Consider the following 22,532-nt stretch of genomic DNA (forward strand, 5'->3'; position numbering starts at 1 on the left):
CCGCCGGCCCCCGCGGCGGCCGGGGCGCCCCCGCGGCGCGCGGCGGCCATGGGCCTGGGCGTCGGCGGCTCGATGCGCCAGGAGGTCTACCGGGACGACCGGCCGCTCTCGGACTGGGCCGAGACGCCCGCCGGGCGGGTGTTCGTGCACCTGGTGACGCCTCCTGAGTGGCGCCGCATCACCGGCGAGGCGCCGCCGCCGTCCCCGGTGGACCGGGCGGCGTACACCAGCGCGGGACTGCCCTGGTTCGACTACTACGACGAGGACGCCGAGGACCTGGCCCCCACGGACACCCTGGGTGGGGTCAAGCCGGTCGGTGACTGGCTCGGGGACGACCTGGACCCGTGGCAGCAGCCGTCGGCGGGCCAGGTGCTCCCGCTGAAGGACGCGCCGGGCAAGCCGGTCGAGGACGGGGACTGGTGAACTCTGGCGTTGCACCCAGCGCAACAGCCGTTGCCGGTCTTGCCTTTGACCGCGTATCCGCGCCAAGGTGGCTGTCACGCGGGGGGCGACCGACGACCTGAGGTGCTGGGTGGAGACGGACGCGCGGGCGGCGCGGGCAGGCTGGAGCAGGCGCCGGTTCGTGGGCGCCGCGGCGGGCGCGGCCGCGGTGGTGGCGGTGCCCGCGCCCGCGGCGCCCCCGGCGGAGCGGACCCCTGCCGGGCGGGAGCGCCCGGCGGCCCGGCCGCCCCGGCGCGACGACCGCCCGCGCCCGCTCCTCCTCGGCACGTACACCTCGGTCGAGGGCGGCGGCAGCGGCATCGGACTGGCCTCGTACGACCCGGCGACGGGCGCGGTCACCGGCTCGGGGACCCTGGCGCGGGTGCCCGACCCGTCGTACCTCGCGGCGCACCCCGACGGCCGCACGGTGTACGCGGTCGACGAGCGCCCGGACGGCAGGGTGAGCGCGGTGCGCCTGGCGGACCGGCGCGTCCTCGGCAGCCGGCGCACGGGCGGCGACGGGCCGTGCCACCTCTCGGTGCACCCGAGTGGCCGGTGGCTGCTGAGCGCCGACTACGGGTCGGGCAGTGTCGCCGTGCACCCGGTCGACGCCACGGGCGCCCTCGGTGAGCGCACGGACCTGGTGACGCACACCAGCCCGCCGCCCGGACCCGGTCAGCGGGGCCCGCACGCGCACCAGGTCGTCACCGCCCCCGACGGCGGCCATGTCCTCGCCGTCGACCTGGGGACCGACACCGTCTACACCTACCGACTCGACCAGGCGAAGGGCACGCTGACCGAGGTCTCCCGGGCCCGCACCCGGCCGGGCGCGGGCCCGCGCCATCTGACCTTCCACCCGGACGGCCGGCACGCCTACCTGGCCAACGAGGTCGACGACACGGTCACGGTCTGCGGCTACGACCCGGCGACCGGCCGACTGACGATCGGCGCGCCCCGGCCGACGGGCTCGGGCGGCGGCACCAACTACCCGGCGCAGATCCTGGTGACCGCGGACGGCGCGTACGCCTTCCTCGCCAACCGCGGCGACAACAGCATCGCGCGGTACGCCGTCGAGGACGGCGGGGCCGGCCTGCGCCTGCTGGGCACGGTGCCGGCCGGCGGGGACTTCCCGCGGCAGATCGCCTTCTCGCCGGACGGCCGGCTGCTGTTCGCGGCGAACCAGCGCTCCGGCACGGTCAGTGTCTTCCGGGTGGATCCGGACACCGGGGAACTGCGCGCGGCGGGCGAGCCGTTCGCGTCACCCGTCGCCGTCTGCGCGCTGCCGCTGTAGGGCGCGCGGGCAGGCGGCGGCGCTCGCCTGGGCGAGCAGCGCGTGCATGCGCTCGGTGAGCTGCGTGACGTCGTCGGCGGGCGTGTGGAACGCCAGCCGTACGTCGCCGTGGGCGCGGACGCGTTCGATGCGCAGGGTGAGGCCGTGCCGGTCGACGGCCAGGGGCGTGACCCGGGTAGCGGCGTGCAGGCTCTCGGGCCGCACCAGGCGGGTGAGCCGCTCGACGGCGTCCGGGTGGGCGTCGGCGAGGTGGGTGAGCAGCCGGGCCTCGGCGGCGGCCAGCGGGTCGGGCCGGGCGGCGGCGAACTCGGCGAGGTCGACGAGCACCGCGCCCGAGGGCCGGCGCAGCACCACGCGCGTGGGCCGGAACAGCAGCGGCCCGCCCGCGGCCGGGGCGAACCAGCCGGCCAGCCACACCCTGGCCCGGATCCGGTCGCGCACCGGGACGGGGGCCGCGTCGGCGAACTCCAGTACGGCGGACGGCTCTCCGCGCGGCGCGCACAGCGCGGCCGTGACCAGCGCGCTGTCCTCGGGCACGTCGAGGAGCACTCCGCCGTCCTCGGTCACGGTGTGCGCGCCGACGTACTCCTCGCGGGCGCCGTCCGCGGTCACCCCGCACGACCACGCGGCGGCGAGCACCGACCGTGCCCGCTCCGCCGCGCCGGGTCCGGCCGCCCAGTCCTGCGTGTCACCCATCCCGAGACCTCCTTAGGTAAGCCTTGCCTAACCTATCGGAGATCCGGGCGCGCGCCAACCACGCCCCACCCCTCGGCCGGCGTCAGACGATGACGCCCAGCAGGGCGCGTGCGCACAGGTCCCGGACCTGCTCCCGGGTCAGCTCGCCGTCCCTCAGCCACTCCAGGCAGACGGCCGTGGTGAACGCGAGCCAGCCGCGCACCGCGAGGCGCACCCGGGGCGTGCCCGCGAACGCGGACCCGAACTCCGGGTCGGCGGCCAGGGCGGCGAGGATCTGCCGCTCCTGTGCGGCGAGGGCCCGCCGGTAGACGCGGCGCACGGCCTGGTCACCGGCCGCGTCGGCCCGGTGGAAGGCCCGGAAGCCGTGGGCGTGGGCCTGGACGTAGGTCAGATAGGTGTCGAGGCCGGCGGTGAGCTGTTCGCGCACCGGCATCCCGGGCACGGCCGCCGTCATGCGCAGCATCCGCTCGCTCTCGCGCTCCACGACCGCGGCGAAGAAGTCCCGTTTGGTCGGGAAGTAGTGGTAGAGCAGCCCGCGGGAGACCCCGGCGATCTCGGCGACCTGCTCGATCCGCACGTCGTCGTACGGGCTCTCCGAGAACAGCTTCGCCCCGACCGACAGCAGTTGCTCACGCCGCTCCCCGGTGCTGAGTCTGCGCCGGATGCGCTCCCCCTGGTTCGCGGGCATGCCGTCACTGTACTTGACGCCGATTCAACAAGCGCCCCACACTGAAACGCGTTATTGAACCCACGTACAACACGCGCGTCACAGGTTCAACGGTCCGCGGGATCAAGGGAGATCGCGTCATGGCGGAGACGACGGAGGCCGGGCTGCCGAAGGGGTTCCGCAGTGCCGAGCAGGGCTGGCCCGGGCTGCGCCGCATCCCGCACCCGCCGCGCCGGGTGCCGCTGCTCGGCGACGTACTCGGCGTCGACCGGCGCCGTCCCCTGCAGGACTCGATGCGCTTCGCGCGCGAGCTGGGCCCCGTCTTCCGGCGCCGGGTCTTCGGGAACGAGTTCGTGTTCCTGTGGGGTTCGCGCCTGGTCGCCGACCTCTCCGACGAGTCCCGGTTCGCCAAGCACGTGGGCCTCGGGGTCGCCAACCTGCGCCCGGTGGCCGGGGACGGCCTCTTCACCGCGTACAACCACGAGCCCAACTGGCAGCTCGCGCACGACGTCCTGGCGCCCGGTTTCAGCCGGGAGGCCATGGAGGGCTACCACGGCATGATGCTGGCGGTGGCCGCGCGGCTGACCGGCCACTGGGACCGGGAGCTGGCCGCCGGACGGCCGGTGGACGTGCCCGGCGACATGACCAAGCTGACCCTGGAGACCATCGCGCGCACCGGCTTCGGCCACGACTTCGGGTCCTTCGAACGGGACCGGCCACACCCCTTCGTCCGCGCGATGGTGGGCACGCTGACCTACGCGCAGCGGCTGAACAGCGTCCCCGTGCCGCTCGCCCCGCTGCTGCTGCGCGGCCCCGCACGGCGCAACGCGGCCGACATCGCCCATCTGAACCGGACGGTGGACGGCCTCGTGGCGGCCCGCCGGCGCTCCGGCGGCGGCGACGGCGACCTGCTGGACCGGATGCTGGCGACGGCGCACCCGAAGACCGGCGAGCGGCTGTCGGCCGAGAACGTCCGCAAGCAGGTGATCACGTTCCTGGTGGCGGGCCACGAGACCACCTCGGGCGCGCTCTCCTTCGCCCTGTACTACCTGGCCCGGCACCCCGAGGTCGCCGCGAGGGCCCGCGCCGAGGTGGACCGCGTCTGGGGCGACGCCGCCGAGCCCGGCTACGACCAGGTCGCCAAGCTGCGCTACGTCCGCCGGGTGCTGGACGAGTCGCTCCGGCTGTGGCCGACCGCGCCCGCCTACGCCCGGGAGGCCCGACAGGACACGGTCCTCGCCGGGGAGCACCCGATGCGGCGCGGCGCGTGGGCGCTGGTGCTGCTGCCGATGCTGCACCGCGATCGCGAGGTCTGGGGCGAGGACGCGGAGCGGTTCGACCCGGACCGCTTCGAGGCGGGTGCCGTGCGGGCCCGGCCGCCGCACACCTTCAAGCCGTTCGGGACCGGCGCGCGGGCCTGCATCGGCCGCCAGTTCGCCCTCCACGAGGCGACGCTCGTGCTCGGGCTGCTGCTGCGCCGCTACGACCTGCGGCCCGAGCCCGGCTACCGGCTCCGGGTGACCGAGCGGCTGACCGTCATGCCGGAGGGGCTGCGGCTCCGGCTGGAGCGGCGTCCCGCATCCGCGCCGGTCCCGGTCACCGTCCCGGACGACGGTCCGGGCTCAGCCGCCCGCTGTCCAGTGCGCGGGGCGGGTGACTGACCCGGGCAGCCGGGTGCCGGCACTCCCCCGGGCCGCGTTCACCTGCGGCTGGGTGAGGAAGAACGCGCCGGTGAGGTCCGCGTCGGTGAGGTCGGCGTCGCGCAGATCGGCGCCGATCATGTCGGCGTCGCGCAGGTCCGCTCCGGTGAGGTCGGCGGCGATCAGATAGGCACCGCGCAGGCTGACTCCGCGCAGGTCGGCGCCGCGCAGCCGGGCGCCGATGAGGTCGGCACCCCGGCGGTCCCCGGCGCCGGTCTTCCCGGCCTTGCCGCCCTTCCCGGCCTTGCCGTTCCTGCCCCTCCCGTTCCCGCTCTTTTCGTTGCCGCCCGGCCTGCCGCTCGTGTCCGGCTGCCCGTCCGGCGCGGGGACGCCCGCACGGGCCAGCTCACTGGTGCGCAGCAGGAGCACGTTGACCTCCTGCCGGTGCGCCGCGACGTCCAGCGCGGCCAGCTCCTCCGGGGTGCCCCGGGTGAGCCGTTCGGTCTTCTCCAGGGCCCGGCGCAGGTCGGGGTGGACGGGCCGGGCGGCCTCCAGGCCCAGTGCCTCGGTGAGGTACCACAGCAGTTCGTGCAGCTGGCGGACGACCGGGAAGGTGTCGAACATCCGGCGGGCGTGCCCCTCGGGCCCCGTCCGCCAGTCCTCGCCGCCGAAGGTGACCTGCGAGACCTTCTGGCCGGCGCCGAAGCAGTCGTAGACCGTGCAGCCCGTGAAGCCCTTCGCGCGCAGGTCGGCGTGGATGCCGCAGCGGTGGTCGCCGCCGAGGTTGGCGCAGGGCCTGCCCGCGGGCTTGTCCACGGCGAAGTCCGCGGAGGCGGAGAACGGCAGGGCGACGCAGCACAGTCCGAAGCACTGGGCGCAGTCGCCGCGCAGGGCGGAGCGGTCGGTGGTCTGGTCCGGCATGGCCTACAGCCTAGTGGCCCGCGCCCTCACCCGACCGCCCCGCCCCGGCCTGCCCCGACCTGCCCCGACCTGCCCCGACCTGCACGTACGGCGTCCCCGCCCGCTCAGCTCTCGGGCACCGGGAGCGCGAGACGGGCGAGCCGGTCGGGGTCGGCCAGAATGTAGATGCCGGTGATCCGGCCGTCGGCGACCGTGAACGCGGTGACCGACACCGGCTCGCCCTCGGGCGCGGTGACCAGCCCCACGGTGCCGTTGACCAGGACCGGCCGCGCGAACACCGCGTACCGCCAGAACATCGCGGCCTGCCCGGCCACCGTCCGCGCCCCGCGTACGGCCTTGGAGGCGGCCGCGCCGCGGACCAGGGCGCCGGCGTCGGCGCGCAGTTCGACGTCCGGGTGGAGGACGGCGAGCAGGGCGTCGAAGTCGCCGGCCCGGGAGGCCGCCAGCCAGGCGTCGACGACCTCGCGCTGCTGGCCGAGGTCGGGGTCGGCCGCCGGGGTGGCGCCCCGCACCCGGCGGCGCGCCCGGCTGGCCAGCTGCCGGGTGGCGTCCGGGGTGCGCTCCACGACCGCGGCGATGTCGTCGAAGGGCACGGCGAACATGTCGTGCAGGACGAACGCCAGCCGCTCGGCGGGCTCCAGGGTCTCCAGGACGACCAGCAGGGCGAGCCCGACCGAGTCCGCCTCCAGCGCCTCCGCCTCCGGGTCGACCCGGGACAGCGGGCGCACCAGCGGGTCGGGGACGAAGGTGTCCGCCATCGGCTCCTCGCGGCGCGCGGTGCGTGAGCGCAGCATGTCCAGGCAGACCCGGCCGACGACCGTGGTGAGCCAGGCGCCGAGGTTCCTGATCCCGTCCGCCTCGGTGCGGCCGAGCCGCAGCCACGCCTCCTGGACCGCGTCCTCCGCCTCGGTGAGCGAGCCGAGCATCCGGTAGGCCACTGCGCGCAGCTGCCCGCGGTGCTCCTCGAAACGGCCGGCGAGGAGTTCCGTGCCGCCGGTGTCGCCGTTCATGTGGTCCCCCGTTCGTGTCCGGCCCACGGCCGGGCCGCCGGCTTCGAACCCTACGTAATCCGTGCGGCGTTCTCCCGCCGGTTCAGGCCTCGTCCCGGGTGAGCGCGAGGAGACGGTCGAGGACCCGCGGCGCCCCCGCGCGCAGACCGTCGTGCTCGAACTCGTCGGTGACCCAGGTGCGCAGGCTCCGTACGGCGCGCGCGGTCCGCAGGGAGTGGGCGGTGTCCACGTACATGTCGTCGTGGTAGACCGCCGCGGCGACGGGGACCTCGTTGGCGGCGAGCCGGTCCGGGTCGTACAGGGGCTCCCAGTCCGTGCGGGCGGCGAGCAGTTCGGCGGTCTCGCGCAGCGGCCGCAGGGCCGGGTCGGTCTCGAACATCCAGGGGTGCACCGTCTCGCCGGTGAACAGCACCGGGGCGTCGCCCGCGAGCGCCTTGGCCGCGTCGAACTGCGGGAACTCGGCGCGGACGCGCTCGGCGGCCCAGGCGGTGGGCCGGGCGTCCTGGCCGTAGATCGACTCGTGCACGAGGGCGTACAGCGGGTGCCCCGCGTACGACAGCAGGCCCTGGGCCTGCTCCTGGAAGGAGTCCGACAGCTCGAGGCCGCCGGGGGTGCGGACGAACGCGTCCTCCAGCAGGTAGTGCAGGCGGTGGCTGCCGTCGCTCGCGCCCAGCATCAGGCCGAGGGACTGGAACGCCTCCACGGTGAGGCGGTAGCCGCCGGGCAGGACGACGTCGTGGGTGAGCAGGTGGTCGGCGATCCGGCGGGCCCGCTCGACGTCCTGGGGGTACCGGGCGTAGTGCGCGGCGACCTTGCGCTCCACACGGGGGTAGGCGGCCCGGTAGACGTCGTCGGCGTGGGCGTCCAGGGAGGGCAGGCCGCCGGTGATGACGGCGGTGCTCAGCCCCTCGGGGGCCAGGGAGAGGTAGGACACGGTGCAGAAGCCGCCGAAGCTCTGCCCGAGCACGGTCCAGGGGGCGCCGCCGGTCACCTCGCGGCGGACGGCCTCGCAGTCGCGGACGATGGAGTCGGCGCGGAAGCGGGTGAGGTGCTCGGCCTGCTCGGCGGGGCCGCCGCGCAGCGGGAGCGTCTGGCGGGTGGCGGGTGTGGAGCGGCCCGTGCCGCGCTGGTCGAGGAGGAGGACGCGGTAATCCTTCAGGGCCCGGTCGAGCCATGCCTGCCGTCCGACGAAACGGTTCGCCCCGAAGCCGGGGCCGCCCTGGAGGTACAGCAGCCAGGGCAGGTCCTGCCCCGCCCTGTCGCTCGCGACGGCCTCCCGGGCGTACAGCTCGATCGTCTCGCCACCCGGGTCGCCGTGGTCGAGGGGCACGCTGAAGTGGCGGTCGGTGAGGACGACACCGGGCTGGCGGTAGCTGAAACTCAACGGGTCTCCCGGGACGGACGGTACGGACGCGTCCCAGTTCAGCACATGGACGGCCGTGGGCCGAGCCCCGGGATCATGGTTTGTTACTGAACCTCCGGTCAGCGGGCTGCGAGGCTGGAGCGGCGCACCACCAGCTCCGGCTGGAGCACCACCCGCCGGTGCTCGTGGCCGCCGGGTCCGGTCCGTTCCCCGGCTTCGTACTCCGTCTCCTCCAGCAGCAGTTCCGCGGCGAGGGCGCCCATGGTGACGGCGGGCTGACGGACCGAGGTGAGCGGCACGGCGGCCGCCGCGGCGAACTCGATGTCGTCGTAGCCGACGATGGCCAGGTCGTCGGGGACGGTGACACCGGCCGCGTACAGCGCCTGGAGCACGCCGAGGGCGAGCAGGTCGTTGGCGCAGAAGACGGCGGTGGGGCGGTCGGCGAGCCCGAGGAGACGGGCGCCGGCGTCCCGGCCGGCGGCGACGTCGAGGCGCTCGGTGGGCAGTTCGCGCAGCGCGTCGGGGCCGAGGCCGGCCTCGGCGAGGGCGTTCAGGGCGCCGGTGCGCCGGTCGCGGACCTGGTTCAGGCCGGGCGGGCCGCTGACGTAGGCGATGGAGCGGTGCCCGGCGTCCACGAGGTGCCGGACCGCCAGCGCACCGCCCGCCACGTCGTCCACGGAGACCGAGCACTCGGTGGCGCCCTCGGCGACCCGGTCGACCAGCACGAACGGGATGCCGTGCCGGCGGAAGGCGGCGATGTTGCGGCCGGTGGCGTCGGCCGGGGTGAGCAGAACGCCCCGCACCCGCTGCTCGGCGAAGAGCGACAGGTAGTCGGCCTCCTCGGCCGCGTTCTGCGCGCTGTTGCAGACCATCACGCCGAGCCCCGCGTCGCGGGCGGCGCGCTCGGCGCCCCGTGCCACGTCCACGAAGAAGGGGTTGCCCATGTCGAGCACCAGCAGCCCCATGATCCGGCTGCGGCCCGCGCGGAGCTGGCGCGCGGACTCGCTGCGGACGTAGCCGAGCCGGTCGATCGCGGACAGCACCCGCGCCCGGGTCTCGCTGGCGACGCTCTCGGGGCGGTTGATCACGTTCGACACGGTCCCGACCGACACTCCGGCGGCGCGGGCGACGTCCTTGATACCCACCGACTGGGCCATCGGGCGGGGACCTCCAGGGGATGAGGGGGGTGGCGGCGAAGGCCTGCACAGGCGAGAGGGCCTTCACATTACCGTCATGACCGGTTTGGCGGCCCCGGTCGGGGCGGCGGCGCCGGGCCGGCCGCGCGGACGCGGTCGGGGTCGTGCCGGTGGGCACCGCCGTCGTACGACGGCGTCCGGGACCCGGGGGCGCCGGCCGCCCCCGGCCCCGCGCTCTTGGTCAGGCCAGGTGGAACACCTCGGTGAGCGGTCTCATGGCCTCGTCGGGCCGGGCGCCCGCCAGCGACTCGAAGAACGGCGCCATCCCGGCCTGCCAGCGGGCGTTGACGTCGGTGGCCTCCATGGCGGCCTGGGCCGCGGCGAAGTCCTCGGTCTCCAGGTAGCCGACGAGCAGTCCGTCGTCCCTCAGGAAGAGCGAGTAGTTGTGCCAGCCGGTCGCCCTGAGGGCGTCGAGCATGTCCGGCCACACGGCGGCGTGCCGCTCACGGTACGCGTCGAGGCGGTCCGCCCGGACCTTCAGCAGGAAGCACACGCGCTGCATCAACGGCCCCCAGGCGGCTAGAAGTCGAACTGGTCGATGTTCTTGGTGTCGAACACGGTCGGCTTGCCGAGGTTGATCACGCCGTCCCTGCCGATGGTGTAGGTCGTGGAGCCGGCCTTGAAGGTCTCGCCCTCCTTGCCGGTGATCTGCCCGGAGGCCAGGGCGACGGCGGTGCGCGCGGCGAGGTCGCCGAGCTTGGCCGGGTCCCACAGCTCGAAGGCGTCGACGGTGCCGTTCTTGACGTACTTGCGCATGTCGTTCGGCGTGCCGAGGCCGGTCAGCTTGACCTTGCCCTTGTACTTGGAGCCGGACAGGTACTGCGCGGCCGCCTTGATGCCGACGGTGGTCGGGGAGATGATCCCCTTCAGGCTCGGGTGCTCCTGGAGCAGGCCCTGGGTCTGCTGGAAGGACTGCTGGGCGTCGTCGTTGCCGTAGGCGACCTTGACCAGCTTGACGTTCTTGTACTTGGGGTCCTTCAGCTCGTCCTTCATGTAGCCGATCCAGGTGTTCTGGTTCGTCGCGGTCTGCGCGGCGGACAGCACCGCGATCTCGCCCTTGTAGCCGATCTGTTCGGCGAGCAGCTGCACCTCGGTGCGGCCCAGGTCCTCGGCGGAGGCCTGCGAGATGAAGGCGTTGCGGCAGCCGGGGTTGGTGTCGGAGTCGTAGGTGACGACCTTGATGCCGTTGGTCATGGCCTGCTTGAGCGCCGTGCACAGGGCGCCGGGGTCCTGGGCGGAGACGGCGATCGCGTTCACCTGCTGCTGGGTGAGGGTGTTGACGTAACCGACCTGCCCGGAGGTGTCGGTGGCGCTGCTCGGGCCCACCTCCTTGTACTTCGAGCCCAGTTCGGCGAGGGCCTTCTCGCCGCCCTTGTCCGAGGTGGTGAAGTAGGGGTTGTTGACCTGCTTGGGCAGGAAGCCGACGGTCAGCCCCTTCTTGGTGGCCGCGTTGGGGTCGGCCTTGCCGGCGGAGGCGGCCGCGCCGGAGTCGTCCTTGACGTCGTTCTTGGTGGTGCCGCCGCAGGCGGTCAGGGCGAGGGCGAGCGAGGTGGCGGCGGCGAGCGCGGCGCAGGCGCGACTCAGGGTTGACGCGTGCATACCGAATCCTTCGTGTACGGGGGTGAGTGGACGCGCCCGGGCGGGCGCGGACGGATGTCGGGCGGAGGGCCGGGCACGGGCGGCCGGGCGGTCCTCCGGGGGGCCGACCTGCGGAGCCGGGGGCGCCGACCTGCGAAGGGCTAACCGGCGGAGCCGGCCGCCCTGGCCAGGGCGATCTGCCGGGCGACCCGCGGGCCGAGCACGGAGACCACGAGCAGCACGCCGGTGACGACGATCTGCGACTGGGCGGAGACGTTCAGCAGGCTCATCACGTTCTGCAGCGCGCCCAGCAGGAAGACGCCCGCGATCGCGCCGCCGAGCGTGCCCCGGCCGCCGTCGAAGTCGATGCCGCCCAGCAGCACGGCGGCGACGACGGAGAGTTCGAGTCCGGTGGCGTTGTCGTAGCGGGCGCTGGCGTAGTGCAGGGCCCAGAAGACGCCGGTCAGGGAGGCCATGAGGCCGGTCGCGGTGAACAGGACGAGCTTGTGTCGGCGGACGCGGATACCGGCGAAGCGGGCGGCCTCCTCGCCGGCGCCGATCGCGAACAGCGACCGGCCGAACGGGGTGGCGTGCAGCACCAGGACGGCGATCACCAGCAGGGCCAGGAAGGGCGGGAAGGCCTGCGGCAGGAAGGTGCCGCCGAGGCGCCCGGCGGCGAACTGCTGGTACTGGGCGGGGAAGTCGGTCACCGCGTCGGAGCCGAGCACGATCTGCGCGATGCCCCGGTAGGCGGCGAGGGTGCCGATGGTGACGGCGAGGGAGGGCAGTCCGAGGCGGGTCACCAGCAGGCCGTTGACCAGCCCGCACGCCACGCCGAGCAGCAGGCACACCGGGATGATCGTCTCGATGGCCATGCCCTCGTTCCACAGCCGCCCCATCACCGCGCCGGACAGGCCGGCGGTGGAGGCGACGGACAGGTCGATCTCCCCGGCGACCACCAGCAGGGTCATGGGCAGGGCGATCAGGGCGATCGGCAGCGTGTTGCCGATGAGGAAGGACAGGTTGAGGGCGTTGCCGAAGCCGTCCACGAAGGTGAAGGAGAACAGCAGCAGGACGATCAGGAGCGCGCCGACGACCGTGTCCCAGCGGACGGCGCGGGTGAGCGACTCAGGCACCGGTGTTCTCCTTCGCGACGGCGGTCTTCCGCGGGGCCGACTTCTTCTTCAGGGCGGCGGCCACCCGCAGGGCGACGATCCGGTCCACCGCGATCGCGAGCAGCAGCAGGACGCCGTTGATGGCGAGCACCCACACCGAGCTGACGCCGAGTGCGGGCAGCACGCTGTTCACCGAGGTGAGCAGCAGGGCGCCCAGCGCGGCGCCGTAGACGCTGCCGGAGCCTCCGGTGAAGACGACGCCGCCGACCACGACCGCGCTGACGACGGTGAGTTCGTAGCCGTTGCCGGTGCCGGAGTCGACGTTGCCGAACCGGGCCAGGTACAGGGCGCCGGCGAGTCCGGCGAGGGCGCCGCAGCCGGTGTAGGCGGTCAGGATCCGCTTGCGGACGGGGATGCCGGCCAGGCGTGCCGCCTCCGGGTTGGAGCCGAGCGCGTACAGCTCGCGGCCGCTGCCGAAGTGCTTGAGGTAGTAGGCGGTGGCGACGAGGACGGCGAGCGCGATCAGCGCCAGCCAGGGCACCGCCGACAGTCCGCCGGAGCCGAAGTCCACGAATCCACCGGGCAGGTCGGCCGCGGTGATCTGGCGGGAGCCGACCCAGATCGAGTCGACGCCCCGGATGATGTAGAGGGTGCCGAGGGTCACGACGAGGGCGGGCACCTGGCCGAGGCTGACCAGCAGGCCGTTGAGCAGACCGCAGCCGATGCCGAGCAGGACGGCCAGGACGACCGCGACGACGGGGTCGCCGCCGCCGTGCAGGTACGTGCCGGCGGCGAAGGCGCTGATGCCGAGGGTGGAGCCGACGGACAGGTCGACGTTGCGGCTGATGACCACCAGGGACTGGCCGGTGGCGACCAGCACCAGGATCGTGGCGTTCAGCAGCAGGTCCTTGATGCCCTGCTCGGACAGGAACTGGCTGTTGCCCGCCTGGGTCACGGCGATCATCACCAGGAACACGACCAGGATGGCCAGTTCGCGCATCTTGAACACCCGGTCCACCAGACGGGTGCCGCTGGACTCGGGCACCTCGGCGGCGGGGGCGGGGGTGGGGGCCGTGACCGTCATGCGGCGGCCCTCCCGGTGGCTGCGGCCATCACGGATTCCTCGGTGGCGTCGGAACGGGGGATCTCCGCGGTGAGCCGGCCCTCGTGCATGACCAGCACGCGGTCGGCCATGCCGAGGATCTCGGGCAGATCGGAGGAGATCATCAGGACGGCGACCCCGTCGGCGGCCAGCTCGCCGAGCAGCCGGTGCACCTCGGCCTTGGTGCCGACGTCGATGCCCCGGGTGGGCTCGTCCACGATGAGCACCTTGGGGCCGGTGGCCAGCCACTTGGCGAGCACGACCTTCTGCTGGTTGCCGCCGGAGAGCGTGGCGACGGCGTCCGCGATCCGGGCGTACTTCACCTGGAGCCTGACCGCCCAGTCGAGGGAGCGGCTGCGCTCGGCGCCGCGGTCCATCAGCCCGGCTCGCACGGTCGTGCGCAGTCCGGTCAGGCCGATGTTGCGTTCGATGGACATGTCCATCACCAGGCCCTGGGCGCGCCGGTCCTCGGGAACCAGGGCGAGGCCCGCGGCCATGGCGGTGGACGGGGCGCCGTTGGCCAGCGCGCGGCCGTCCACCAGGACCTCGCCCGCGTCCCAGCGGTCGACGCCGAACACGGCGCGGGCGACCTCGGTACGGCCGGCGCCGACGAGACCGGCCAGTCCGACGATCTCGCCGCGCCGGACGTCGAAGGACACGTCGGTGAAGACGCCCTCGCGGGTCAGCCGGCGCACGCTGAGCGCGATCTCGCCGGGCGTGACCTCCTGTTTGGGGTACAGCTCGTCGAGGTCGCGGCCGACCATGCGGCGGACCAGGTCGTCCTCGGTCATCCCGGCGAGCAGTTCGCCGGCGATCCAGGCGCCGTCCCGCAGGGTCGTCACCCGCCCGCAGATCTCGAAGATCTCCTCCAGCCGGTGCGAGATGAAGAGCACCGCGGCGCCCTGTTCGCGCAGGGTGCGCACCACGCCGAAGAGCCGGGCGACCTCGCTGCCGGTCAGGGCGGCGGTCGGTTCGTCCATGATCAGGACGCGGGCGTCGAAGGAGAGTGCCTTGGCGATCTCGACGATCTGCTGGTCGGCGATGGACAGGCCGCGCGCAGGCCGGTCGGGGTCGAGTTCGACGCCGAGGCGCCGCATCAGGGCGGCGGTGGCCGCACGGGTGGCCTTGTGGTCGATCCGGCCGAGGGCCCGCCTGGGCTGTCGGCCCATGTAGATGTTCTCGGCGATCGACAGGTCGGGGAAGAGGGTCGGCTCCTGGTAGATCACGGCGATGCCGGCGTCACGGGCGTCGCCGGGGCCGTGGAAGACGACCGGCTGACCGTCGAGCAGCACCTGTCCGGCGTCCGGTCGGTGCACCCCCGCGAGCGTCTTGATCAAGGTCGACTTGCCCGCGCCGTTCTCCCCGGCGAGGGCGTGCACCTCGCCGGGGAACAGCTCCAGGGACACGCCCCGCAGGGCGCGCACGGCTCCGAAGGACTTGGTGACGTCCCTCAGGGCAAGCACCGGGGCCGGACCCGTGTCGGACGGGTGGGTCATGGATGGCTCCTCGACGACACCGGCGGCACCGCCGCCCGGAGTCGTGAAAGGTTTCAACTGGATTGCCGGGACGTTAGGCATCCCAGGCAAGTCACGTCAATGGGTCCGAGTCGAAAAACTTTCGAGGGTGGAAGGTAACGGCGGGGTCACGGAAAATACTTCCGCCCGGAATCCTTGACACCCCTACGGACCCCTCATAACTTGCCGTTCTGAATCGTTTCACACGCTCAGTCGTTGCACCGGACACCACAGGAGCCCCGAAGTGACCGACCTCGCCGCGGTGAAGGCCGCCCTCAAGTCCCAGGCCGTCGAGACGCCGTCGTGGGCGTACGGGAACTCGGGGACCCGTTTCAAGGTGTTCGCGCAGGAGGGCGTGCCGCGCACCGCGCGGGAGAAGCTGGCCGACGCGGCGAAGGTGCACGAGTTCACCGGGGTGGCCCCGACCGTCGCCCTGCACATCCCGTGGGACAAGGTCGACGACTACGCCGCGCTGGCCGGGTTCGCGAAGGAGCACGGGGTCCGGCTGGGCGCCGTCAACTCCAACACCTTCCAGGACGACGCCTACCGGCTGGGCAGCATCTGCCACCCGGAGGCGGCCGTGCGGCGCAAGGCCGTGGACCACCTGCTGGAGTGCGTGGACATCATGGACGCCACCGGCTCCCGGGACCTGAAGCTGTGGTTCGCCGACGGGACGAACTACCCCGGCCAGGACGACATCCGCGCCCGGCAGGACCGGCTCGCCGAGGGCCTCGCCGCCGTGTACGAGCGGCTGGGCGAGAACCAGCGGATGCTGCTGGAGTACAAGTTCTTCGAGCCGGCCTTCTACACCACCGACGTGCCGGACTGGGGGACGGCGTACGCGCACTGCCTGAAGCTGGGCCCCAAGGCGCAGGTCGTGGTCGACACCGGCCACCACGCGCCGGGCACCAACATCGAGTTCATCGTCGCGTCCCTGCTGCGCGAGGGCAGGCTCGGCGGCTTCGACTTCAACTCGCGCTTCTACGCCGACGACGACCTCATGGTGGGCGCGGCCGACCCGTTCCAGCTCTTCCGGATCATGTACGAGGTGGTGCGCGGGGGCGGGTTCGGCTCCGACGTGGCGTTCATGCTGGACCAGTGCCACAACATCGAGGCGAAGATCCCCGCGATCATCCGCTCGGTGATGAACGTGCAGGAGGCCACGGCGAAGGCGCTGCTCGTCGACCGGGACGCGCTGTCCGCCGCCCAGGCCGCCGGTGACGTGCTGGGCGCGAACGCCGTGCTGATGGACGCGTACGCCACGGACGTACGGCCGCTGCTGCGCGAGGTGCGCGAGGAGATGGGCCTCGCCCCCGAGCCCCTCACCGCGTACGCCCGCTCCGGCTGGGCCGAGGAGATCGTCGCCGAACGGGTCGGCGGGCAGCAGGCGGGGTGGGGGGCCTAGGGCTCCGCCGAGGACACCGCCCCGGCCCCACCGGCGTCCTCACCTCACGCCCTGCCCCCCGCCATCACCTCACGACACGTCCTCACACACCTCCGATCCAAGGACTGCATCCCATGGCACCGCATCCCGAAGCCGCCGCGCTGCTCGCTCGTTCCCAGCGGCTCGGCTCCGATCCCCGTAACACCAACTACGCCGGTGGCAACGCCTCCGCCAAGGGGGCCGGCGCCGATCCGGTGACCGGGCGTGAGGTGGAGCTGATGTGGGTCAAGGGGTCCGGGGGCGACCTCGGCACGCTCACCGGGGCGGGGCTCGCCGTGCTGCGCCTCGACCGGCTGCGCGCCCTCGCCGACGTGTACCCCGGGGTGGAGCGCGAGGACGAGATGGTCGCCGCGTTCGACTACTGCCTGCACGGCAAGGGCGGCGCGGCCCCCTCCATCGACACCGCCATGCACGGGCTCGTGGACGCCCCGCACGTCGACCACCTGCACCCCGACTCGGGCATCGCGCTGGCCTGCGCGGCCGACGGGGAGAAGCTGACCGCCGAGTGCTTCGGCGACAGCGTGGTCTGGGTGCCGTGGCGGCGCCCCGGCTTCCAGCTCGGCCTGGACATCGCGGCGATCAAGGAGGCCAATCCGCGGGCGATCGGCTGCATTCTCGGCGGCCACGGCATCACCGCCTGGGGCGACACCTCCGAGGAGTGCGAGCGCAACTCGCTGCACATCATCCGCACCGCCGAGGCGTTCCTGGAGCAGAAGGGCAGGGCCGAGCCGTTCGGGCCCCTCCTGGAGGGCTACGGCGCCCTGCCCGAGGCAGACCGCAGGGCCCGGGCCGCCGCCCTCGCGCCGCACGTGCGCGCCCTCGCCTCCCAGGACCGGCCGCAGGTCGGCCACTTCGACGACTCCGCGGCCGTACTGGACTTCCTGGCCCGCGCCGAGCACCCGCGGCTCGCCGCCCTGGGCACCTCCTGCCCCGACCATTTCCTGCGCACCAAGGTCCGCCCGCTGGTGCTGGACCTGCCGCCGGCCGCGCCGCTGGAGGACGCGATCGCCCGGCTGAGGGAACTGCACACCGCGTACCGCGAGGAGTACGCCGCCTACTACCGGCGGCACGCCGAGCCCGGCTCCCCCGCGATGCGCGGCGCCGACCCGGCGGTCGTGCTAGTCCCCGGTGTCGGCATGTTCTCCTTCGGCAAGGACAAGCAGACCGCCCGGGTCGCGGGCGAGTTCTACCTCAACGCGATCAACGTGATGCGCGGCGCGGAGGCCGTCTCCACGTACGCGCCCATCGAGGAGTCGGAGAAGTTCCGCATCGAGTACTGGGCCCTGGAGGAGGCCAAGCTCCAGCGGATGCCGAAGCCGAAGCCGCTGGCGACCCGGGTGGCGCTGGTGACCGGCGCGGGCAGCGGTATCGGCAGGGCCATCGCCGAGCGGCTGGTGGCCGAAGGCGCCTGCGTCGTCGTCGCGGACCTCGACGCCGGGAACGCGGCGGCCGTCGCCGAGGAGCTGGGCGGCCCCGACAGGGCCGTCGCCGTCACCGTGGACGTCACCTCCGAGGAGCAGATCGCCGCGGCGTTCCGGGCCGCGGTGCTCGCCTTCGGCGGCGTCGACCTGGTCGTCAACAACGCGGGCGTCTCCGTCTCCAAGCCGCTGCTGGAGACGTCGGCCCGGGACTGGGACCTCCAGCACGACATCATGGCCCGCGGCTCCTTCCTCGTCTCGCGCGAGGCGGCCCGCGTGATGATCGCGCAGGAACTGGGCGGCGACATCGTCTACATCGCCTCCAAGAACGCCGTCTTCGCGGGACCGAACAACATCGCCTACTCCGCCACCAAGGCCGACCAGGCCCACCAGGTCCGCCTCCTCGCCGCCGAGCTGGGCGAGCACGGCATCCGGGTCAACGGCGTCAACCCGGACGGGGTGGTGCGCGGCTCGGGCATCTTCGCCGGCGGCTGGGGCGCGCAGCGGGCGGCGGTGTACGGGGTGCCGGAGGAGAAGCTGGGCGAGTTCTACGCGCAGCGCACGATCCTGAAGCGGGAGGTGCTGCCGGAGCACGTGGCGAACGCGGTGTTCGCGCTCACCGGCGGCGAACTGACCCACACCACGGGGCTGCACGTCCCGGTCGACGCGGGCGTGGCGGCCGCGTTCCTGCGATGAGCGCGGTCCGCGGGGCGTACGCCGCCGTCGACCTGGGTGCCTCCAGCGGACGGGTGATGGTCGGCCGGGTAGGGCCCGGCACGCTGGAGCTGAGCGAGGCGCACCGGTTCCCGAACCGGCCGGTGCGGGTGCCCGAGGGGCTGCGCTGGGACGTGCTCGGGCTGTACGCCGGTGTCCTCGACGGGCTGCGGGCGGCCGGCCAGGTGGACTCGGTGGGCATCGACAGCTGGGCCGTCGATCACGGCCTGCTGGACGCCGACGGCGCCCTGCTCGGCAACCCCGTGCACTACCGGGACCCCCGGACGGACGGCGTCGCGCAGAAGGTGTGGGCGACCGTGCCCGCCGCCGAGCTGTACGCGGCCACCGGGCTGCAGTACGCCCCGTTCAACACCCTGTACCAGCTCACGGCGGCCCGTTCGACCGCCCAGTTCGCGCACGCCAGGCGGCTGCTGCTCATCCCCGACCTGCTGACCTACTGGCTGACCGGCGAGCAGGGCACCGAGCTGACCAACGCCTCCACCACCCAGCTCATCGACCCCCGCACCCGCTCCTGGGCGCACGGCGTCGCCGACCGGCTGGGCATCGATCTCTCCCTGTTCGCGCCGCTGCGGCAGCCCGGCGACCGGGCGGGCCTGCTGCGGCCGGGAGTGCTGGCGGACACCGGGCTCACCGGGCCCGTCCCGGTGACGGCGGTCGGCTCGCACGACACCGCCTCGGCGGTCGCCGCCGTCCCGGCCGACACCCCGCGCTTCGCGTACATCTGCACCGGCACCTGGTCGCTCGCCGGCCTCGAGCTGGACGCGCCGGTGCTCACCGAGGAGAGCCGCGCCGCCAACTTCACCAACGAACTCGGCCTGGACGGCACGGTCCGCTACCTGCGCAACATCATGGGGCTCTGGCTGCTCCAGGAGTGCGTGCGCGCCTGGGGCGACCCCGACCTGAGTGGCCTGCTGCGCGAGGCGGCCGAGGTGCCGGCGCTGCGCTCGGTGGTGGACGCCGGGGACGAGGCGTTCCTCCCGCCCGGCCGGATGCCGGAGCGGATCGCCGAGGCGTGCCGCGCCTCGGGGCAGCCGGTGCCGGTGACGCCCGCCGAGACCACCCGGTGCATCCTCGACTCGCTCGCCCTGGCCCACCGCCGGGCCGTGGCGGACGCCCGGCGGCTGGCCGACCGTCCGGTGGACGTGGTGTACGTGGTCGGCGGCGGCACCCGCAACGCGCTGCTGTGCCAGCTCACCGCCGACGCCTGCGGGCTGCCGGTGGTGGCGGGCGCGACGGAGGCGGCCGCTCTGGGCAACGTCCTGGTGCAGGCGCGCGCCGACGGGCTGGCCGGCGACCTCGCCGCCATGCGCGCCCTGCTCGCCCGCACCCAGCCGCTGACCCGGTACCGGCCCCGGGGCAACGCCGCCCGCTGGCGGGAGGCGGAGGCGAGGCTCGCCGCGCGGTGAGCCGTCCTCCTCGTCCGGCGCCGGCCGCCGACTACCCTGCAACTCGTCCGACGACCCACCCCGAGGAGCCGCGATGCGTGTCGCACTGTTCCTGACCTGTGTCAACGACACGCTCTATCCGGACACCGGCCGCGCGGTCGTGAGACTGCTGGACCGGCTGGGCGTGGAGGTGGACTTCCCCGTGGCGCAGACGTGCTGCGGGCAGGCCCACTACAACACCGGCTACCGGCACGGGGCCGAGCCGCTGGCCCGGCACTTCGCCGAGGTCTTCGACGGGTACGAGGCGATCGTGACCCCGTCCGGATCGTGCGGGGCGATGGTCCGCGAGCTGTATCCCCGGATGGGCGAACGGGCGCGGGCCGAGGGGCGCGGGGACACGCTGGCGCGGACCCTGGCGCCGGTGGTGCCCCGGACGTACGAGCTGACGGAGTTCCTGGTCGACGTGCTCGGGGTGACCGACGTGGGCGCGAGCTACCCGCACCAGGTGACCTACCACCCCACCTGCCACGGCCTGCGCGGTCTCGGGCTCGGCGACCGCCCGCGGCGGCTGCTGGAGGCCGTCCGGGGCCTCGAACTGGTCGAGTTGCCGGGCGCCGAGGAGTGCTGCGGCTTCGGCGGGACCTTCGCGGTGAAGAACGCGGACGTCTCGGCGGCGATGGGCGCGGACAAGGTGCGCAACGCGGAGGCGACCGGCGCGGAGGTGCTGTGCGCGGCCGACAACTCCTGCCTCATGCACATCGGCGGCACCATGAGCCGGCTCAAGGTGGGCATGCGGCCGGTGCACATCGCGGAGATCCTGGCGAGCACGGAGGAGGTACCGGCCGTATGAGCGGCACGTTCGTCGGCATGCCGGCGTTCCCCGAGGCGGCGCACGCCGCCCTGGCGGACCCGACGCTGCGCGGCAACCTGCGCCACGCCACCCACACCATCCGCGCCAAACGGGCGCGGGCGGTGGCCGAGCTGCCCGACTGGGCGCGGCTGCGGGAGGCGGGCCGGCGGATCAAGGACCACACGCTGCGCCATCTGGACCGCTACCTGGAGCAGGTGGAGGAGGCGGTCACCGCCGCCGGGGGCACGGTCCACTGGGCGGCCGACGCCGACGAGGCCAACCGGATCGTCACCGAACTGGTCCGGGCCACCGGCGAGTCGGAGGTCGTCAAGGTCAAGTCCATGGCCACACAGGAGATCGGGCTCAACGAGGCCCTGGAGGCCGCGGGCATCCGCGCCTACGAGACCGATCTCGCCGAGCTGATCGTCCAGTTGGGCAAGGACCGCCCCTCGCACATCCTGGTCCCCGCCATCCACCGCAACCGGGGCGAGATCCGGGAGATCTTCGCACGGGAGATGGGCGACTGGGGCCGCCCGGCCCCCGAGGGCCTGACGGACACACCCGCCGATCTCGCCGAGGCCGCGCGGCTGCACCTGCGGGAGAAGTTCCTGCGCGCCAGGGTCGGCATCTCCGGCGCCAACTTCATGGTCGCCGAGACCGGCACCCTCGTCGTCGTGGAGTCCGAGGGCAACGGCCGGATGTGCCTGACCCTCCCCGAGACGCTGATCTCGGTCGTCGGCATCGAGAAGATCGTGCCCACCTGGCGGGACCTGGAGGTCTTCCTGCAGACCCTCCCCCGCTCCTCCACCGCCGAGCGGATGAACCCTTACACCAGCACGTGGACGGGCACGACGGACGAGGACGGGCCGGCCACCTTCCACCTGGTACTGCTGGACAACGGCCGCACCGACACCCTCGCCGACGAGGTCGGCCGCCAGGCGCTGCGCTGCATCCGCTGCTCGGCCTGCCTCAACGTCTGCCCGGTGTACGAGCGGGCCGGCGGGCACGCCTACGGCTCCGTCTACCCGGGCCCCATCGGCGCCATCCTCAGCCCCCAACTGCGGGGCACGGCAAGCGAGATCGACGCCTCGCTGCCGTACGCGTCCACTCTGTGCGGCGCCTGCTACGAGGTCTGCCCGGTCGCCATCGACATCCCCGAGGTGCTGGTGCACCTGCGGGAACGGGTGGTGCAGGGCGGCCCGGCGGTCCGGGAGGGCAACCGGGTGGTGCTGAAACCGGCCAAGGGGCACGCGGCCGAGCGGGCGGCGATGCGCGCGGCACGCTGGGCCTTCGCGCACCCGGCGGTGTTGCGCGGCGGCCAGCGGCTCGCCTCCCGCACCCGCCGGCTGCATCCCCGCACCCTGCCGGGTCCCGGCCGGGCCTGGACCGCGACCCGGGATCTGCCGCCGGTGCCCGCGGAACCGTTCCGCGACTGGTGGCAGCGGACGAACGGCGGAAGGGACGACGTCAAGTGAGCAGCAGGGACCGGGTGCTGGGCCGGGTGCGGCGCGCGCTCGCGGACGTGGCACCGGACGGACGGCCGTACGCGGAGGCGGTCCCGCGGGACTACCTGCGCGAGCACGGCGAGCGGACGGTGGAGCAGACCGTCGACCTGCTCGCCGAGAACCTCGCGGACTACCGGGCGCTGGTGCACCGCTGCGCGGCGGCGGAGCTGCCGGACCTCCTGGCGGGGCTGCTGGCCGAACGCGGCTCGGCGGAGGTGCTGGCGCCGCCCGGGCTGCCGCCTGTGTGGCTGGCCACGGCGGACGCGGTGCGGGTCCCCGACCGGGCGGCGGACACCGCGCACCGGCTGGACCGGGTGGGCAGTGTGGTGACGGGGTGTGCCGTGGCGATCGCCGAGACCGGCACGATCGTCCTGGACGGCTCCGCCGACCAGGGCCGACGCCGGATCTCGCTCGTCCCGGACCATCACGTCTGCGTGGTCCGGGTGCCGGAGCAGGTCGTCTCCTCCGTCCCGCAGGCCCTCGAACGCCTCGACCCGGCCCGGCCGTTGACGTGGATCTCCGGTCCCTCGGCGACCAGCGACATCGAGCTGGACCGGGTGGAGGGGGTGCACGGCCCACGCACCCTGGAGGTGGTGCTGGTGACCGGCGAACCGGCCGGAGGCCGCTGAAGGGCGGGACGGTACCGCCCCGGTTAGCGTGG

Annotated in this window: 19 protein-coding genes and 1 pseudogene; 9 read left to right on the forward strand and 11 right to left on the reverse strand. The window is 73.8% G+C overall.

Going from position 1 to position 22,532, the window contains the following annotated elements:
- Both PV343_RS38160 and PV343_RS38165 read left to right on the forward strand, forming a co-directional pair.
- Window positions 1–423, forward strand: a pseudogene (locus tag PV343_RS38160) (hypothetical protein); the annotation flags it as partial.
- A 160-nt stretch (window positions 424–583) separates the two neighbouring features.
- The gene (locus tag PV343_RS38165; protein WP_319151665.1) at window positions 584–1,732 is read left to right on the forward strand and encodes a lactonase family protein; all 1,149 of its coding nucleotides are present in this window, start codon (window positions 584–586) and stop codon (window positions 1,730–1,732) included.
- Here PV343_RS38165 and PV343_RS38170 read toward each other — a convergent pair.
- Complete coding sequence (locus PV343_RS38170) at window positions 1,700–2,428, reverse strand: DUF2470 domain-containing protein (protein ID WP_319151639.1); 729 nt, start codon at window positions 2,426–2,428, stop codon at window positions 1,700–1,702. The genes PV343_RS38165 and PV343_RS38170 overlap by 33 nt on opposite strands.
- An 82-nt stretch (window positions 2,429–2,510) precedes the next feature.
- Window positions 2,511–3,116 carry a TetR/AcrR family transcriptional regulator gene (locus PV343_RS38175; protein ID WP_319151640.1) on the reverse strand — a complete coding sequence of 202 codons (606 nt, stop codon included), beginning with the start codon at window positions 3,114–3,116 and terminating at the stop codon, window positions 2,511–2,513.
- Between the two features lie 119 nt (window positions 3,117–3,235).
- On the opposite strand from PV343_RS38175, the gene PV343_RS38180 reads away from it, so the two are divergent.
- The gene (locus tag PV343_RS38180; RefSeq protein ID WP_319151641.1) at window positions 3,236–4,756 is read left to right on the forward strand and encodes a cytochrome P450; all 1,521 of its coding nucleotides are present in this window, start codon (window positions 3,236–3,238) and stop codon (window positions 4,754–4,756) included.
- On the opposite strand, the gene PV343_RS38185 is transcribed toward PV343_RS38180, so the two are convergent.
- The 9 genes from PV343_RS38185 to PV343_RS38225 all read right to left on the reverse strand — a co-directional run bounded on the left by PV343_RS38185 (window position 4,718) and on the right by PV343_RS38225 (window position 14,516).
- Window positions 4,718–5,656: a pentapeptide repeat-containing protein gene (locus tag PV343_RS38185; RefSeq protein ID WP_319151642.1), complete on the reverse strand. Its 939-nt coding sequence runs from the start codon at window positions 5,654–5,656 to the stop codon at window positions 4,718–4,720. The genes PV343_RS38180 and PV343_RS38185 overlap by 39 nt on opposite strands.
- 104 nt (window positions 5,657–5,760) lie before the next feature.
- Window positions 5,761–6,666: an RNA polymerase sigma factor SigJ gene (gene sigJ / locus PV343_RS38190; RefSeq protein WP_319151643.1), complete on the reverse strand. Its 906-nt coding sequence runs from the start codon at window positions 6,664–6,666 to the stop codon at window positions 5,761–5,763.
- An 82-nt stretch (window positions 6,667–6,748) separates the two neighbouring features.
- The gene (locus tag PV343_RS38195; protein WP_319151644.1) at window positions 6,749–8,050 is read right to left on the reverse strand and encodes an alpha/beta fold hydrolase; all 1,302 of its coding nucleotides are present in this window, start codon (window positions 8,048–8,050) and stop codon (window positions 6,749–6,751) included.
- Window positions 8,051–8,148: 98 nt separating this feature from the next.
- Window positions 8,149–9,186: a LacI family DNA-binding transcriptional regulator gene (locus PV343_RS38200; protein WP_319151645.1), complete on the reverse strand. Its 1,038-nt coding sequence runs from the start codon at window positions 9,184–9,186 to the stop codon at window positions 8,149–8,151.
- 220 nt (window positions 9,187–9,406) lie between these two features.
- A complete protein-coding gene (locus PV343_RS38205) occupies window positions 9,407–9,727 on the reverse strand; it encodes an L-rhamnose mutarotase (protein WP_319151646.1) in 321 nt (106 codons plus the stop codon).
- 17 nt (window positions 9,728–9,744) lie between these two features.
- Window positions 9,745–10,824: a rhamnose ABC transporter substrate-binding protein gene (gene rhaS, locus PV343_RS38210; RefSeq protein ID WP_319151647.1), complete on the reverse strand. Its 1,080-nt coding sequence runs from the start codon at window positions 10,822–10,824 to the stop codon at window positions 9,745–9,747.
- 140 nt (window positions 10,825–10,964) lie between these two features.
- On the reverse strand, window positions 10,965–11,939 hold the full coding sequence (locus tag PV343_RS38215; protein ID WP_319151648.1) for an ABC transporter permease: 975 nt from the start codon (window positions 11,937–11,939) through the stop codon (window positions 10,965–10,967).
- Entirely contained in the window at window positions 11,932–13,002 is a 1,071-nt protein-coding gene (locus tag PV343_RS38220; protein ID WP_319151649.1) for an ABC transporter permease, read from the reverse strand. The genes PV343_RS38215 and PV343_RS38220 overlap by 8 nt, the downstream gene beginning before the upstream one ends.
- Entirely contained in the window at window positions 12,999–14,516 is a 1,518-nt protein-coding gene (locus PV343_RS38225) for a sugar ABC transporter ATP-binding protein (protein WP_319151650.1), read from the reverse strand. Before PV343_RS38225 ends, PV343_RS38220 begins: the two co-directional genes overlap by 4 nt.
- 262 nt (window positions 14,517–14,778) lie before the next feature.
- On the opposite strand from PV343_RS38225, the gene rhaI reads away from it, so the two are divergent.
- The 6 genes from rhaI (at window position 14,779) to PV343_RS38255 (ending at window position 22,500) form a co-directional block, all read left to right on the forward strand.
- Window positions 14,779–15,939 carry an L-rhamnose isomerase gene (gene rhaI, locus PV343_RS38230; RefSeq protein ID WP_319151651.1) on the forward strand — a complete coding sequence of 387 codons (1,161 nt, stop codon included), beginning with the start codon at window positions 14,779–14,781 and terminating at the stop codon, window positions 15,937–15,939.
- Window positions 15,940–16,052: 113 nt separating this feature from the next.
- Entirely contained in the window at window positions 16,053–18,092 is a 2,040-nt protein-coding gene (locus PV343_RS38235) for a bifunctional aldolase/short-chain dehydrogenase (RefSeq protein WP_319151652.1), read from the forward strand.
- Window positions 18,089–19,537: a rhamnulokinase gene (locus PV343_RS38240; protein WP_319151653.1), complete on the forward strand. Its 1,449-nt coding sequence runs from the start codon at window positions 18,089–18,091 to the stop codon at window positions 19,535–19,537. The genes PV343_RS38235 and PV343_RS38240 overlap by 4 nt, the downstream gene beginning before the upstream one ends.
- Before the next feature lie 73 nt (window positions 19,538–19,610).
- Window positions 19,611–20,366 (forward strand): (Fe-S)-binding protein, encoded by a 756-nt coding sequence (locus PV343_RS38245; RefSeq protein ID WP_319151654.1) that lies wholly within the window; start codon window positions 19,611–19,613, stop codon window positions 20,364–20,366.
- Window positions 20,363–21,841 (forward strand): LutB/LldF family L-lactate oxidation iron-sulfur protein, encoded by a 1,479-nt coding sequence (locus PV343_RS38250; protein WP_319151655.1) that lies wholly within the window; start codon window positions 20,363–20,365, stop codon window positions 21,839–21,841. Before PV343_RS38245 ends, PV343_RS38250 begins: the two co-directional genes overlap by 4 nt.
- Window positions 21,838–22,500 carry a LutC/YkgG family protein gene (locus tag PV343_RS38255; RefSeq protein ID WP_319151656.1) on the forward strand — a complete coding sequence of 221 codons (663 nt, stop codon included), beginning with the start codon at window positions 21,838–21,840 and terminating at the stop codon, window positions 22,498–22,500. Before PV343_RS38250 ends, PV343_RS38255 begins: the two co-directional genes overlap by 4 nt.
- The last annotated feature ends 32 nt before the right edge of the window (window positions 22,501–22,532 follow it).

This window comes from Streptomyces sp. WI03-4A (genome assembly GCF_033792105.1).
Taxonomy (GTDB): Bacteria; Actinomycetota; Actinomycetes; order Streptomycetales; family Streptomycetaceae; genus Streptomyces; species Streptomyces collinus_A.